The 13,297-nt window shown below is 66.3% G+C and carries 11 protein-coding genes; 9 read left to right on the top strand and 2 right to left on the bottom strand.

Going from position 1 to position 13,297, the window contains the following annotated elements:
* Positions 1 to 13: 13 nt before the first annotated feature.
* The 6 genes from F6X40_RS30710 (at position 14) to F6X40_RS30685 (ending at position 6,522) form a co-directional block, all read left to right on the top strand.
* Positions 14 to 1,051: a YeiH family protein gene (locus F6X40_RS30710; protein WP_187630417.1), complete on the top strand. Its 1,038-nt coding sequence runs from the start codon at positions 14 to 16 to the stop codon at positions 1,049 to 1,051.
* A 201-nt stretch (positions 1,052 to 1,252) separates the two neighbouring features.
* Positions 1,253 to 1,990 (top strand): glutathione S-transferase, encoded by a 738-nt coding sequence (locus F6X40_RS30705; protein WP_187630413.1) that lies wholly within the window; start codon positions 1,253 to 1,255, stop codon positions 1,988 to 1,990.
* A gap of 112 nt (positions 1,991 to 2,102) precedes the next feature.
* Positions 2,103 to 3,836: a ClcB-like voltage-gated chloride channel protein gene (locus F6X40_RS30700; protein WP_187630412.1), complete on the top strand. Its 1,734-nt coding sequence runs from the start codon at positions 2,103 to 2,105 to the stop codon at positions 3,834 to 3,836.
* A gap of 454 nt (positions 3,837 to 4,290) precedes the next feature.
* Complete coding sequence (locus F6X40_RS30695; protein ID WP_184022699.1) at positions 4,291 to 5,628, top strand: C45 family autoproteolytic acyltransferase/hydolase; 1,338 nt, start codon at positions 4,291 to 4,293, stop codon at positions 5,626 to 5,628.
* A 216-nt stretch (positions 5,629 to 5,844) separates the two neighbouring features.
* A complete protein-coding gene (locus tag F6X40_RS30690; protein WP_184003891.1) occupies positions 5,845 to 6,099 on the top strand; it encodes a hypothetical protein in 255 nt (84 codons plus the stop codon).
* Between the two features lie 192 nt (positions 6,100 to 6,291).
* Complete coding sequence (locus tag F6X40_RS30685) at positions 6,292 to 6,522, top strand: DUF2795 domain-containing protein (protein ID WP_184022698.1); 231 nt, start codon at positions 6,292 to 6,294, stop codon at positions 6,520 to 6,522.
* A gap of 31 nt (positions 6,523 to 6,553) precedes the next feature.
* Here F6X40_RS30685 and F6X40_RS30680 read toward each other — a convergent pair whose 3' ends face one another.
* Entirely contained in the window at positions 6,554 to 7,618 is a 1,065-nt protein-coding gene (locus F6X40_RS30680; protein WP_187630411.1) for a LysR family transcriptional regulator, read from the bottom strand.
* 270 nt (positions 7,619 to 7,888) lie between these two features.
* On the opposite strand from F6X40_RS30680, the gene F6X40_RS30675 reads away from it, so the two are divergent.
* Positions 7,889 to 8,101, top strand: a complete 213-nt coding sequence (locus F6X40_RS30675; protein WP_187630410.1) for a hypothetical protein — start codon at positions 7,889 to 7,891, stop codon at positions 8,099 to 8,101.
* An 85-nt stretch (positions 8,102 to 8,186) separates the two neighbouring features.
* Here the strand turns inward: F6X40_RS30675 and F6X40_RS30670 are convergent, their stop codons facing one another.
* Positions 8,187 to 8,804, bottom strand: coding sequence for a TetR/AcrR family transcriptional regulator (locus F6X40_RS30670; protein ID WP_187630409.1), 618 nt, complete (start codon positions 8,802 to 8,804; stop codon positions 8,187 to 8,189).
* Between the two features lie 218 nt (positions 8,805 to 9,022).
* Between F6X40_RS30670 and F6X40_RS30665 the strand changes: the two genes are divergently transcribed.
* Both F6X40_RS30665 and F6X40_RS30660 read left to right on the top strand, forming a co-directional pair.
* Complete coding sequence (locus tag F6X40_RS30665; protein ID WP_187630408.1) at positions 9,023 to 10,171, top strand: efflux RND transporter periplasmic adaptor subunit; 1,149 nt, start codon at positions 9,023 to 9,025, stop codon at positions 10,169 to 10,171.
* Positions 10,168 to 13,296 carry an efflux RND transporter permease subunit gene (locus F6X40_RS30660; protein ID WP_187630407.1) on the top strand — a complete coding sequence of 1,043 codons (3,129 nt, stop codon included), beginning with the start codon at positions 10,168 to 10,170 and terminating at the stop codon, positions 13,294 to 13,296. Before F6X40_RS30665 ends, F6X40_RS30660 begins: the two co-directional genes overlap by 4 nt.
* Position 13,297 lies beyond the last annotated feature (1 nt).

The raw sequence follows: 13,297 nt of genomic DNA, 5'->3' as shown, positions 1-13,297 counted from the left end.
CGCCTCCCCCGCGCTGTCCACCCGCGGCCAGCTCAACGGCGTACTGTTCGTCGCGCTGTTCGCCGCCGCGGTCACGCGCATCGCGGCGATTCCGGCGATTGCCGGCCTTGGCCTGAGTCCGCTGATCGTCGGCATCGTCGCGGGTGCGATCTACGGCAACGCGCTGCGCGACAGCATGCCGGCCAGTTGGGCGGCCGGCGTGAATTTCTCGGCGCGCAAGCTGCTGCGCATCGCGGTCGCGTTCTTCGGCTTGCGTGTGAGCCTGCAGGAAATCGCCCAGGTGGGCCTGCCGGGTCTCGCGGAGTCGGTGCTGATCGTCGTCAGCACGCTCGTGATCGGCACCTGGGCCGGCATGAAAATCATGAAGCTCGATCGCGACACCGCGCTCCTGACGGCGGCCGGCAGCGCGATCTGCGGCGCGGCCGCGGTGCTCGCGTTCGAATCGACGCTGCAATCGAAGCCGCACAAGAGCGCGATGGCGGTCGGCAGCGTCGTGCTGTTCGGCACGCTGTCGATGTTCCTCTACCCGGTGCTGTTCAACGCAGGCTGGCTGCATCTCGACACGGTCGGCGCCGGCCTGTTCTTCGGCGGCACGATCCACGAGGTCGCGCAGGTGGTCGGCGCGGCGAGCAACGTGAGCCCAGAAGCGACGCACATCGCGACGATCGTCAAGATGACCCGCGTGATGCTGCTCGTGCCGGTATTGCTGGTGGTCGGCCTGTGGGTGAACCGCGCGACGCGCGGCGCGAAGGATGGCGGCACGGACGGCGCCGCCCCGCGCAAGCTGGCGATCCCCTGGTTCGCACTCGGCTTCCTCGCCTGCGTGGCGATCAACTCGCTGCATGTGCTGCCGGAAAGCGCCACCTCGACGCTGAACCTGTTCGACACCTTCGCGCTGACGATGGCGATGACCGCACTCGGCATGGAAACGCGCTTCTCGCAGATTCGCGAAGCGGGTCCGCGCGCGCTGACCACCGGCCTGATTCTGTATGTATGGCTGATCGCCGGCGGACTCGGCATCACATGGACCGTCCAGCACCTGTTCCACTAAGCCGTCGCCGGCTCTCCCGCCTTCCCCGACACCCCGCCGCGCGCGGGGTTTTGCGCTTTCTGGCGCCCCATCCGGGCCGATCACACGGCATACTCGTTGCTGCGAACTTTGCCCCCCAACCCGCCCGTGCGCGACGTCCGATGGCAGCGGTGAAACCGCCTTCCCGCGACGCGTCCGGGCGACCGGAATGAGGATCGATCGATGAGCCTGGAACTGTACTACTGGGATGGCCTGCAAGGCCGCGGCGAATTCGTGCGGCTCGCGCTGGAGGAAGCCGGCGTCGACTATGTCGAAGTCGCGCGCGGCAAGCCTTCGAAGGGTCTTGGCACCAAAGCGATGATGGCGGTGATGCAAAGCCCCGACGAGCCGTATCCGCCGTTCGCGCCACCGTTTCTGAAAGACGGCGATCTGGTGATCGCGCAGACCGCCAACATCCTGTTCTATCTCGGCCCGCGGCTCAAGCTGGCGCCGGCGGTGGACAGCCTGCGCTATGTCGCGAACGGCCTGCAGCTGACGATCGCCGACGTCGTCACCGAAGCGCACGACACCCACCATCCGCTCGCGAGCGGCCTCTACTACGAGGAGCAGAAAGACGCGGCGAAGGTGCGCGCGCACGATTTCATCGACCATCGGATTCCGAAGTTCATGTCGTACTTCGAGCGCGTGCTCGCGCAGAATCCGGCCGGCGACAGCTTCATGGTCGGCGACACGCTGACCTATGTGGACCTGTCGATGTTCCAGCTGATCGACGGTCTGCTGTACGCGTTTCCGCGCGCGCTGAAGCGCTTCGGCGAGCACTATCCGCGGCTCGCCGCGCTGCACGACGCCGTGATCGCAAGACCGAACATCGCCGCGTATCTGGACTCGGACCGGCGCATCGGCCATAACGAAAGCTGCATCTTCCGGCACTATCCTGAACTCGACAAGGCGGCGACTTGAACCGCGCCGCCCGTCCCCGCCCGCTCGCCGCCGCGCGCCCGCCGTTCGAGGCGGGCGCGCTGCTGTTGCGCCGCGGTTTTTTCAACCTTCCTTCACGCCCCGTACCGACGACGTGCTTTCATTCCTGCTGAAGCTGCGCACCCGCGCCCAAAGCGTTTTCCGCCTCTCAGAAGCCCATACGGTGCTGGTCTGGGCCGTTGTGGTCGGCATTGCCGGCGCGTTGGCGACCATCGTGTTTCGCAGGGGCATCGAACTGCTGCAACTGGCGATTGCCGGCCGCTCCGGCAGCTTCGTCGACATGGCGCGCAGCCTACCGTGGACCATGCGCATCTGGCTGCCGGCCGCGGGTGGTCTCGTCGCCGGCATTTTCCTGCTGATCGCGCAGCGTCACGCCGACACGAACAGGCACACCGACTACATGGAAGCGGTCGCGATCGGCGACGGCGTCGTGCCGGTGCGCCTGAGCCTGTGGCGCAGCGTGTCGTCGCTGTTTACGATCGCGAGCGGCGGTTCGATCGGTCGTGAAGGTCCGATGGTGCAGCTCGCGGCGCTCGCCTCGTCGCTGATCGGCCGCTGGGTCCACTTCGATCCGCCACGGCTGCGCCTGCTCGTCGCGTGCGGCGCGGCGGCCGGTATCACGTCCGCGTACAGCGCGCCGATCGCGGGCGCGTTTTTCGTCACCGAGATCGTGCTCGGCTCGATCGCGATGGAAAGCTTCGGGCCGGTGCTGGTCGCAGCGGTCGTCGCAAACATCACGATGCGCGAGTTCGCCGGCTACAAGCCGCCCTACGAGATGCCGGAGTTTCCGACCGTGACCGGTCCCGAGGTGCTGCTGTTCGTCGCGCTCGGCGCGCTGTGCGGCGCGGCCGCGCCGCAGTTTCTGCGGCTGCTCGACGCATCGAAGGCGGCCTTTCGCAAGCTGCCGGTGGCGTTGCCGGTGCGGCTCGCGCTCGGCGGTCTCGTGGTCGGCATCATTTCGGTCGCGGAGCCCGAGGTGTGGGGCAACGGCTACAGCGTCGTGAACTCGATCCTGCATTCGCCGTGGACATGGTCTGCGCTCCTGCTGGTGCTCGTCTGCAAGCTCGCGGCGACCGCGGCGACGGCCGGCTCCGGCGCGGTGGGCGGGGTGTTCACGCCGACGCTGTTCGTCGGCGCGGCGGTCGGCTCGCTGTTCGGCCAGGGCATGCACGCGTTGTGGCCGCATGCGACGTCGGCCGCTTACGCCTATGCGATGGTCGGCATGGGCGCATTCCTCGCGGGCGCGACCCAGGCGCCGCTGATGGCGATCCTGATGATCTTCGAGATGACGTTGAGCTATCAGGTCGTGCTGCCGCTGATGCTGTCGTGCGTGGTCGCGTATTTCATCGCGCGCGCAATCGGCAAGACCTCGATGTACGAGATCACGCTGCGCCGCAATCGCGAGGAGCAGGAGCGCTCGCGATTGCGCGCGACGCAGATGCGCGAGCTGATCCGCCCCGCGCAGACCGTCGTGTCGCCGAACGCGACCGTGCACGACATGACGCGCGTGTTCCTCGAGTATCCGGTCAAGTATCTGTACGTCGCGAACGACTCGGGCGCGTTTCTCGGCGTGGTCGCGCTGAAGGACATCACGTCCGATCTGCTCGAGCGGCGCGACACGTCGATGAAAACCGCGGCCGATTATCTGCAGCCGCATTTCGACGTGCTGACGCCGGACATGTCGCTCGCCATCGCGTTACAGCACTTCATGGCGTTTCAGGGCGAGCGGCTGCCGGTGATCGAAAGCACCGCGCATCCGAAGCTCGCCGGCGTCGTCTACAAGACCTCGTTGCTCGATGCGTACTTCCGCATGAGTCCGTCGCGCTAGGGTCTGTTTACATATGGAACGCACGTGCGTTGCCGCGAGAAGGGCCGCTCGCAAGGATTGCGACGCCGCGAATACTCGACGTATTCGCAAGGAGCATGACGCAGCGAGCGGCCCTTCTCGCGGCAACCCCAGTTCTGAATTTCATTCCAGGGGAATGCCCGCTATCGGCCGCATGGCGGCGTCGTGCGTCGCTTACGTGGCGCGGCCACGCAGCGCTCCTTACTCCTTGCCTTGCGCCCCGAAGGAAGTCCCCTTGGGGGACGGCCGATAGCGGGCATTCGCACGTGCGTTCCATATGTAAACAGACCCTAGAGCTTTCGAAGGCTTCGCGGGGCGCGATGCAAAGCGCCGCGGATTCTCTACAATGGACAGACCCGCCGGCCCTTCACGCGGCCGGCACGCGTGAGCCCAGCTTGGGCGCAGCGACAGCGCCCGCCGTATCGTCGGAGCGAAGATGAGCGAACCGTCCCCCGAGGCCGTACGCCGCGATCAGGCCGGCTGGATTTTCGTGCATATCGAAGGCGAGCCGTACGATCGCGGCGAGCAGCACGGCCAGTTGCTCGCCGACGAAATCAGAAACGCGATCCGCACCGCGCGCTATCTCGCCAAATGGGACACCGGGGAGGAGTTCGACACCTTCGTCAATGCCGCGACGAGCCAGTTCGCGAGCAAGCTCGACACCGAATTCGCCGATGAAATCCATGGCATCGCCGACGGCGCGAAGCTGCCGTTCGCCGAAGTGCTCGCGTGGAACGGCTACATGGATCTGCTGCAAAGCTGGTGGCCGACGCACGCCGCGCAGGCGCAGCCGCATCTGGGCGCGAAACTGTGGCGCGGCCGGCGCGGTCACCACTGCAGCGCGTTCATCGCGACCGGCAACGCGACGCGCGACGGCCGCATCGTGATGGCGCACAACTCGTGGGACCGCTACGCGGCCGGCGACGCGTTCAACGTCGTGTTCGACATCGTGCCCGACCGCGGCAACCGCATCCTGATGCAGGGCCTGCCGGGCTGCATCTCGAGCCTGACCGATTTCTGGGTCACGGCGGCCGGCCTGATGATCACCGAAACGACGATCTCGAACTTCGCGGGCTACAACGCGGCCGGCGCGCCCGAGTTCTATCGCTCGCGGCGCGCGTCGCAATATGCGAACAGCATCAAGGAATGGTGCGACATGTTCTCGCTCGCGAACAACGGCGGCTACGCGAACAGCTGGCTGCTCGGCGACACGAAGACCGGCGAGATCGCGCGTTACGAACTCGGGCTGCACTATGCGGGCTTCGAGACCACCAAAGACGGTTTCTACAGCGGCTACAACACCGCGACGGATCTGAAGATCCGCAACCAGGAATGCATCGGCGAAGGCGAGGACTATACCGACGTGCGCAAGAACGGCGCGCGGCGTCTGCGTTTCATGCAGCTCGAGGAACTGCATCGCGGCAGCATCGACGTCGAGCTCGCGAAGCAGATGATCGCCGATCATCACGACGTCTATCTCGATCGCAACGACAACCCGTGCTCGCGCACGATCTGCGGGCATCTGGAGCTCGACGACGCGCGCTTCGGCGGCACCGATCACGGGCCGTTCAATCCGTGGGGCGCGAACGACGGCAAGGTGGTCGACAGCGAAATGGCCCGCGAGATGGCCTTCACCGCGCGCTGGGGGCATCCGTGCGGCCGGCCGTTCGACGCGCAGGCGTTCATGAAGCGGCATCCGCAGTGGAACTGGCTGAACGGCTATATGCGCGACCGGCCGTCGTGGCCGTGGACGCGCTTCGAGGTGCTGCGCTAGCGCATGGCGGACGCGCGCGCCTGTTCGTGCCATGATGGAACCTACAATACGGTTTTGCCGCAAATGTGCGCGCGTTGCAGTATTTGCCATCTAAGATGGTAAGGAGCCTGGGCCGCGCAGCGCCATGCCGTCCTCGGCTTGCACCGTCCTCTCGACGCGGGACGGCACAGGGTTTGCTCGATTGTCAGCGCCGCATGAGCTTTAGGAGGTCGGGCGATGAAAACCTCGACACTGTTAATCATGGTGACGCTGTCAGCCTCGTGCTTTGCCGCGCCGGTTCACACCGCCTCGGACAGCACGGATTCCATCACGCTTGCGCAACGCGCGAACGCCGCGCCGGTCGCGCCTCCGGCCCCAGACGTGTCGAGCACCGACGCCAGCCGTCCGCAGCACTGGGAGCATATTGCGCTGCCGAAGTCCCGACATCTGGAACGCAGCCTGACCGGGCAGAACGAGCATCTGACCACGTGAGGGCCGCCGCAACGGCGGGCGGCGGCGCGGCTACGACGGCGCGCCTGCCCGGTTTGCGCCGGCTGTCATGACGATGGGGTGGCGATGCGCGCGGGATTGCAACAGACTGCGAGAAACTCATCGCGGCGAGGCGCTGGCTTTTCGTGGCAGCAATAACAACGTGGCTAACTTAAGCTCACCAGGAGCATGCGCATGACGGCCTCGGACATCCCCGGCGAATCGATCGATCTGCAGATCGCCGATTTTCTCAGCGAAGTCGAATTCCCGACCAACAAGGACGCACTCGTCGACGCCGCGCGCGAAGCCGGCGCGAGCAACGAGGTGTTGGCGATGCTCGATGGTATGCCGGAGCAGGATTATGTCGACATCGAGTCGGTCACGCGCCTGATCGGCGGCAACTATGGCCCGGGCCTGGGGATCTGAAGCCGGATTCAGCCTCGCCTCACCTCACACGTCAGAACTGCGACGACGCCGCGATCCGCGCGCGCGCCACCCGCGTCACACGGCGCGTCGTGCGGCCGTTTTCGAGCGCGTCGTCGGCGATCTCGCGCACCGTCGGAGCGTCGGACCCGCTCACCCCGGCCACCACCCGCACCGGCGCCACGCGACGGGAATCCCGCGCCTGCGCGCTGTCCGGCTGGAAATGCTCGACCAGATGGTCGATGAACGTCCGCACCTTCGCCGGCAGATGCAGCCGGCTCGGATACGCAATCGTGATTTCGATGGGCGGCAGACTGTACGCGTCGAGCAGACGCACGAGCCGCCCCGCCGTCAGATCACTGCCGATCAGGTAGCTCGGCAGGATCGCCACGCCCATGCCGAGCAGCGCGAACTGCCGCAGCATCTCGGCGTTGTTCGCCGCGATCGCGTTGGTCGGCCGCACCCGCACTTCGCCGTCCGGCCCATTGAACAGGCGCTCCTCGCCGCCCTGCTCGGCCGGCCTGCTCAGGCACGAATGCCTGAGCAGATCCTCGGGGCGCTTCGGCGTGCCGTGTTGCGCCAGATATTCGGGCGTCGCGCAAACCGTCATGTAGCCGGTCGTCAACCGCCGCGTGACGATGCTCGCGCTGCGCATGTGCCGCGCAGCCAGGATGCCGACGTCGAAGCCCTCTTCGACCAGATCGACGTGGCGGTCGGCGAGCGTGACGTCGGGCACGACGTCGGGATAGCGCGCTGCGTACGACTGCACGACCGGCGCGAGACTGTGCAATCCGAACACGACCGGCGCGACGATGCGCAGCGTGCCGACCGGCTCGTGATTGCGCGCCACCACCATCTGCTCGACGCTTTCGAGATCGGCGAGGATGTGGCGTACGCGCTCCAGATAGGTCGCGCCGGATTCGGTCAGCGAAAGACGGCGGGTGGTGCGGTTCAGCAGTCGCGTGCCGAGCCGCGCTTCGAGATCCGCGACGTGCCGCGTGACGACCGCGGTGGACACATCCAGCGCGCCCGACGCGCCGACGAAACTGCCGAGGTCCGCAACCTTGACGAACACGCGCATCGACTGCAGTTGATTCATGGGACGACTCCTGCCTCGGTAAAGCCGGGCCGGCGCAACCGTTGCCGCCTGTGTCGACCCGCGCCGCATGGGCGCGCGCGGGTCCGCCCAACGCAACCGATTCTAGCGATAGGACATGTCCCAACCCTGACCCAGACATGACATTCCGGTCAGATTCGGCGCGGCGTGTCCATCGCGCCACTATTACGGCGTCTATCGTGGATTTTAGCTAGGTATAAACCCTAGTTTGCTGGTAAGATGGCGGCCAAAGAAAGTTACCGCTACATCGCCATGCCACATCGTTTTCGTCTGCTGGAAAAGATCGCGTTTTCGCTGGTTTGCTGGTCGGCCGCCGCGAGCTCGGCCTATATCGGTTACGAGCGCTGCCCCGATATCAAGCTTGCCCTGCACGCCGGGGAAAAATTCCTCGACGCCAGCGGCCAATACGCGTTCGCGTGCACGGCGCCCGCCGCCGAGGCCTGCGCGCAACTGCCGGTCGAATGATTTTTCCGCCTTGAACCGTATCTGATGCGCGATCCCTCCGGGTCGCGCATTCGCGCATCTGCGCCTCCAGGCTCAACGCCTACCGTTACGCATCGCGCCCGAACACCACGCGCGAGAAAAACCCCGCCAGCACCGTTTCGGCCATCTCCGCCGGGACATTCTGCGGATCGACCGTGTAGAAGAACTGCACGCCGTCGCACAGACCCATCAGGCCGATCGCGAGCTGCTCGGGCGGCATCGACATCGGCGTGCCCACGCGCTCCGAGAACTCGCGCACATAGGCGCTCAACTGTTCGATCTTTTCGTGCATGAACGCGTTGAAGCGCAGCCGGAAACGGCCGTCGCGCACCGCCAGCAGCTTCGCCTCGACCCACAACAGAAAACGCTTGTTCTCACGATGCAGCGAGCTGTAGTAGCGCAGCACGCGCGCCTCCATCTCCTCGCGCGACGCCGCGCTTTCGAAGATCGCATGCAGGCCCGCCTGCATCGCTTCGTGATCGCGCCGCAATAGCTCCAGAAACAGCTCGGTCTTGCTGCGGAAGTTCGAATAGAACGCGCCGCGTGTATAGCCGGCCGCCGCCGCGATGTCCTCGACACTCGCCGCGACGAAGCCCTTCTTCATGAAAATTGCCTGCGCGGCATCGAGCAGCCGCTCCCGCGTCTGGTCCTTGCTCTGCTCTCTTGTCAGTCTTTGACGTTTCATGGCCGCAAGCCTAGCACCCAAAAGAATTCAAATCCATCTATGCATTCAGATACATGAGTGTATTAGAATGCGCTGCTTCATTCAAAGCCATCCCTGTATGCCATTAGCATGACGCGGCATGCGGGTCTTCGCTGGCGGGCCGCGCGGCTTGCCGTGTTCGTTCGCTGTCTCAAGTTGGGGTAATTGTGAAGCGTCCCGGTTCTCCCGCATCGTCAGCGATGCGCCAGCAGTCTCCCCCATCCTCTCACCGCGGTTTCTCCAGGCAGACCTGCGCGCTGGCGCTGGCAGGCGTGCTCGCGCTTGCGGCCTGCTCGAAGAAGGAAGCCGCGGCGCCCGCGCCGCGCCCGGTGGTCGCGCTCGCCGTGCATGCGGACGGCCACGCGCTGCAGGCGGCGTCGCTGCCCGGCGAAGTGCAGGCGCGCTATTCGACGCCGCTGTCGTTCCGCGTCGCCGGCAAGATCATCGAGCGGCGGGTCCGGCTCGGCGACACGGTGAAAAGCGGCGAAGTCGTCGCGCTGCTCGACCCGGCCGATGCGCAGAAAAACGCCGCGAGCACGCAGGCGCAGCTCGACGCCGCGCAGCACAACCTCGTCTATGCGCAGCAGCAGCTCGAACGCGACAGGGCGCAGGCCAAAGAAAACCTGATCGCGCCCGCGCAGCTCGAACAGACCACCAACGCCTACGCGTCCGCGCTCGCGCAGCGCGATCAGGCGCAGCAGCAGGCGGCACTCGCGAAGAACCAGCTGCAGTACACGACGCTCGTCGCCGGTCATGCGGGCGTCATCACGGCTGAACAGGCGGACACGGGCCAGAACGTGTCGGCGGGTCAGGCCGTCTACAACCTCGCGTGGAGCGGCGACGTCGACGTGCTGTGCGACGTGCCCGAAAGCGCGCTCGCCGCATTCGCGGTCGGCCGGAACGCGAGCGTCACGCTCGCCGCGCTGCCGGGCCGCAAGCTCGGCGCACGCGTGCGCGAGCTGTCGCCGGCCGCCGATCCGCAGAGCCGCACCTGGCGCGCGCGTCTGACCCTGCTCGATGCCGGCGCCGACGTGCGCCTCGGCATGACCGCCGACGTCACGCCAGCCGTGCCGCTCGCCGCGGCGGCCGCGCAGCGCGGCGTGTTCACGCTGCCGGTCACCGCGCTGTTTCACGAGGGGCGCGAACCGGCCGTGTGGGTCGTGCGCGCCGCGGACAACACGCTCGAGCTGCGTCGCGTGACCGTCACGCGCTACTACGAGCGCACGTTCGTCGTCAGCGATGGCCTGAAAGATGGCGAAAGCGTCGTGCTGCAGGGCGTGCACACCGTGAGCGCCGGCCAGAAAGTCCGCGCGATCGCGCCGCTGCATCCCGAGGACTTCGCTTCATGAGCACGTCGCACGAAGAAGGACGCTTCAATCTGTCCGCGTGGGCGCTGCGTCATCAGGCGCTGGTCGTATTCCTGATCGCGCTCGCCACCGCGTTCGGCATCCTCGCCTACACGCGGCTCGCGCAGTCGGAAGACCCGCCCTTCACGTTCCGCGTGATGGTGATCCGCACGTTCTGGCCGGGCGCCACCGCGCGCCAGGTGCAGGAGCAGTTGACCGATCGCATCGGCCGCAAGCTGCAGGAAACGCCGTACATCGATTTCGTGCGCAGCTACTCGCGTCCCGGCGAATCGCTGATCTTCTTCACGATGAAGGACTCGGCGCCGGTGAGCCAGGTGCCCGAGACGTGGTACCAGGTGCGCAAGAAAGTCGGCGACATCGCGTCGACCTTGCCGCCGGGCATCCAGGGCCCGTTCTTCAACGACGAATTCGGCGACGTCTACACCAACATCTACACGCTCGAAGGCGACGGCTTTTCCGCCGCGCAACTGCACGATTACGCGGACCAGCTACGCTCGGTGCTGCTGCGCGTGCCGGGCGTCGGCAAGGTCGACTATTTCGGCGATCCCGATCAGCACATCTACATCGAGATCGCGAACACGCAGTTGACGCGTCTCGGCATCTCGCCACAACAGCTTGGGCAGGCGATCAACGCGCAGAACACGATCGCTCCCGCGGGTACGCTGACCACCACGGACGACCGCGTGTTCGTGCGCCCGAGCGGCCAGTTCAACGACGTGGGCGCGCTCGCCGACACGCTGATCCGCATCAACAACCGCACGCTCCGTCTCGGCGACATCGCGACGATCAAGCGCGGCTACGACGACCCGGTCGTCACGCAGATGCGCTTCGGCGGCAAACCCGTGCTCGGTATCGGCGTGACGATGCAGCCGGGCGGCGACGTGATCCGCCTCGGCCGCGCGCTCGATCAGCAGATGACCCAACTGCGCGCCGCGCTGCCCGCCGGATTGAATCTCGTCGAAGTATCGAGCATGCCGCACGCGGTCGCGCGCTCGGTCAACGACTTCCTCGAAGCGGTCGCCGAAGCGGTCGCGATCGTGCTGATCGTGAGCCTCGTGTCGCTCGGCGTGCGCACCGGCATGGTGGTCGTGATCTCGATTCCGGTGGTGCTCGCGGTCACCGCGCTGTGCATGTACCTGTTCGATATCGGCCTGCACAAGGTATCGCTCGGCACACTCGTGCTCGCGCTCGGCCTGCTCGTCGACGATGCGATCATCGCGGTCGAAATGATGTCGGTGAAGCTCGAGCAAGGCTGGAACCGCACGCGCGCCGCGGCCTTCGCGTACACCAGCACCGCGTTTCCGATGCTGACCGGCACGCTCGTCACCGTATCCGGCTTCCTGCCGATCGCGCTCGCGAAGTCGAGCACCGGCGAGTACACGCGCTCGATCTTCGAGGTGTCGGCGATCGCGCTGATCGCGTCGTGGCTCGCGGCGGTCGTGCTGATTCCGCTGCTCGGCTATCACATGCTGCCCGAGCGCAAGCGCCATGCGCACGAGCCTGACGATCACGAACATGACATCTACGACACGCGCTTCTACACGCGCTTGCGCGGCTGGATCGGCTGGTGCATCGAGCGGCGCTTCGTCGTGCTCGCGATCACCGTGCTGCTGTTCGTGCTCGCGATGGCCGGCTTCTCGCTCGTGCCGCAGCAGTTTTTCCCGAGCTCGGACCGGCCGGAGTTGCTGGTCGATGTGCGGCTGCCCGAAGGCGCGTCGTTCGATGCAACGCTGCGCCAGGCGCAGCGCCTCGAACAGGTTCTCAAAGGCCGGCCTGAAATCGATCACTCGGTCAGCTTCGTCGGCACCGGCGCGCCGCGCTTCTATCTGCCGCTCGATCAGCAATTGCAGCAGCCGAACTTCGCACAGTTCGTGATCACCGCGAAGTCGGTCAAGGATCGCGAGAAGCTCGCGCAGTGGCTCGAACCGGAGTTGCTCAACAACTTTCCGGCGATCCGCACGCGCCTGTCGCGCCTCGAGAACGGGCCGCCGGTCGGCTATCCGGTGCAGTTCCGCGTGAGCGGCGACGACATCGCGACCGTGCGCTCGATCGCCGAACGCGTCGCCGCGACGATGCGCGCCAATCGCGGCACGCGCAACGTGCAGTTCGACTGGGACGAACCCGCCGAGCGCTCGGTGCGCTTCGAGATCGACCAGAAACGCGCGCGCGAGCTCGGCGTGACGTCCGAAGACATCGCCAGCTTCCTCGCGATGACGATGTCCGGCTACACGGTCACGCAGTATCGCGAGCGCGACAAGCTGATCAGCGTCGATCTGCGCGCGCCGCGCGCCGAACGCGTCGACCCGTCGCGGCTGACCGCGCTCGCGATGCCGACGCCCAACGGCCCGGTGCCGCTCGGCACGCTCGGACATCTGCGCAACGACCTCGAATTCGGCGTGATCTGGGAACGCAACCGTCAGCCGACCATCACCGTGCAGTCGGACGTGTCGGCCGGCGCGCAAGGCATCGACGTCACGCACGCGGTGGACCGCGCGCTCGCGCCGATCCGCGCGACGCTGCCGGTCGGCTACCGGATCGAGATCGGTGGCTCCGTCGAGGAAAGCGCCAAGGGTCAAACCTCGATCAACGCGCAGATTCCGATCATGGTGATCGCGGTGCTCACGCTGCTGATGATCCAGCTGCAAAGCCTCGCGCGCGTGCTGATGGTCCTGCTGACCGCGCCGCTCGGCCTGATCGGCGTCGTGCTCACCTTGCTGCTGTTCGGCCAGCCGTTCGGCTTCGTCGCGATGCTCGGCGTGATCGCGATGTTCGGCATCATCATGCGCAACTCGGTGATTCTCGTCGATCAGATCGAGCAGGACATTGCGTCGGGGCACAAGCGCTTCGATGCGATTGTCGGCGCGACCGTGCGGCGGTTCCGGCCGATCACGCTGACCGCCGCGGCCGCCGTGCTCGCGCTGATCCCGCTGCTGCGCTCGAACTTCTTCGGGCCGATGGCGACCGCGCTGATGGGCGGCATCACGAGCGCGACGATCCTCACGCTGTTCTATCTGCCCGCGTTGTACGCCGCGTCGTTCCGCGTACGCGCCGACGAGCGCGAGCCGCAGACGCCGTCCGGTGCCGGCGCCACGCACACGGGTAACTGAG

This window comes from Paraburkholderia sp. UCT31, assembly GCF_014397655.1.
Lineage (GTDB): Bacteria > Pseudomonadota > Gammaproteobacteria > Burkholderiales > Burkholderiaceae > Paraburkholderia > Paraburkholderia tuberum.
Note: the sequence above shows the minus strand (reverse complement) of the source record. Positions and strands in the feature narration are given on the sequence as shown.

Excerpts from the sequence above, each read along its gene's own strand:
- F6X40_RS30670 (WP_187630409.1), bottom strand. The coding sequence starts at position 8,804 with ATGAAACGTCAAAGACTGACAAGAGAGCAGAGCAAGGACCAGACGCGG.
- F6X40_RS30680 (WP_187630411.1), bottom strand. The coding sequence starts at position 7,618 with ATGAATCAACTGCAGTCGATGCGCGTGTTCGTCAAGGTTGCGGACCTC.
- F6X40_RS30660 (WP_187630407.1), top strand. The coding sequence starts at position 10,168 with ATGAGCACGTCGCACGAAGAAGGACGCTTCAATCTGTCCGCGTGGGCG.
- F6X40_RS30675 (WP_187630410.1), top strand. The coding sequence starts at position 7,889 with ATGCCACATCGTTTTCGTCTGCTGGAAAAGATCGCGTTTTCGCTGGTT.
- F6X40_RS30690 (WP_184003891.1), top strand. The coding sequence starts at position 5,845 with ATGAAAACCTCGACACTGTTAATCATGGTGACGCTGTCAGCCTCGTGC.
- F6X40_RS30665 (WP_187630408.1), top strand. The coding sequence starts at position 9,023 with ATGCGCCAGCAGTCTCCCCCATCCTCTCACCGCGGTTTCTCCAGGCAG.
- F6X40_RS30685 (WP_184022698.1), top strand. The coding sequence starts at position 6,292 with ATGACGGCCTCGGACATCCCCGGCGAATCGATCGATCTGCAGATCGCC.
- F6X40_RS30695 (WP_184022699.1), top strand. The coding sequence starts at position 4,291 with ATGAGCGAACCGTCCCCCGAGGCCGTACGCCGCGATCAGGCCGGCTGG.
- F6X40_RS30705 (WP_187630413.1), top strand. The coding sequence starts at position 1,253 with ATGAGCCTGGAACTGTACTACTGGGATGGCCTGCAAGGCCGCGGCGAA.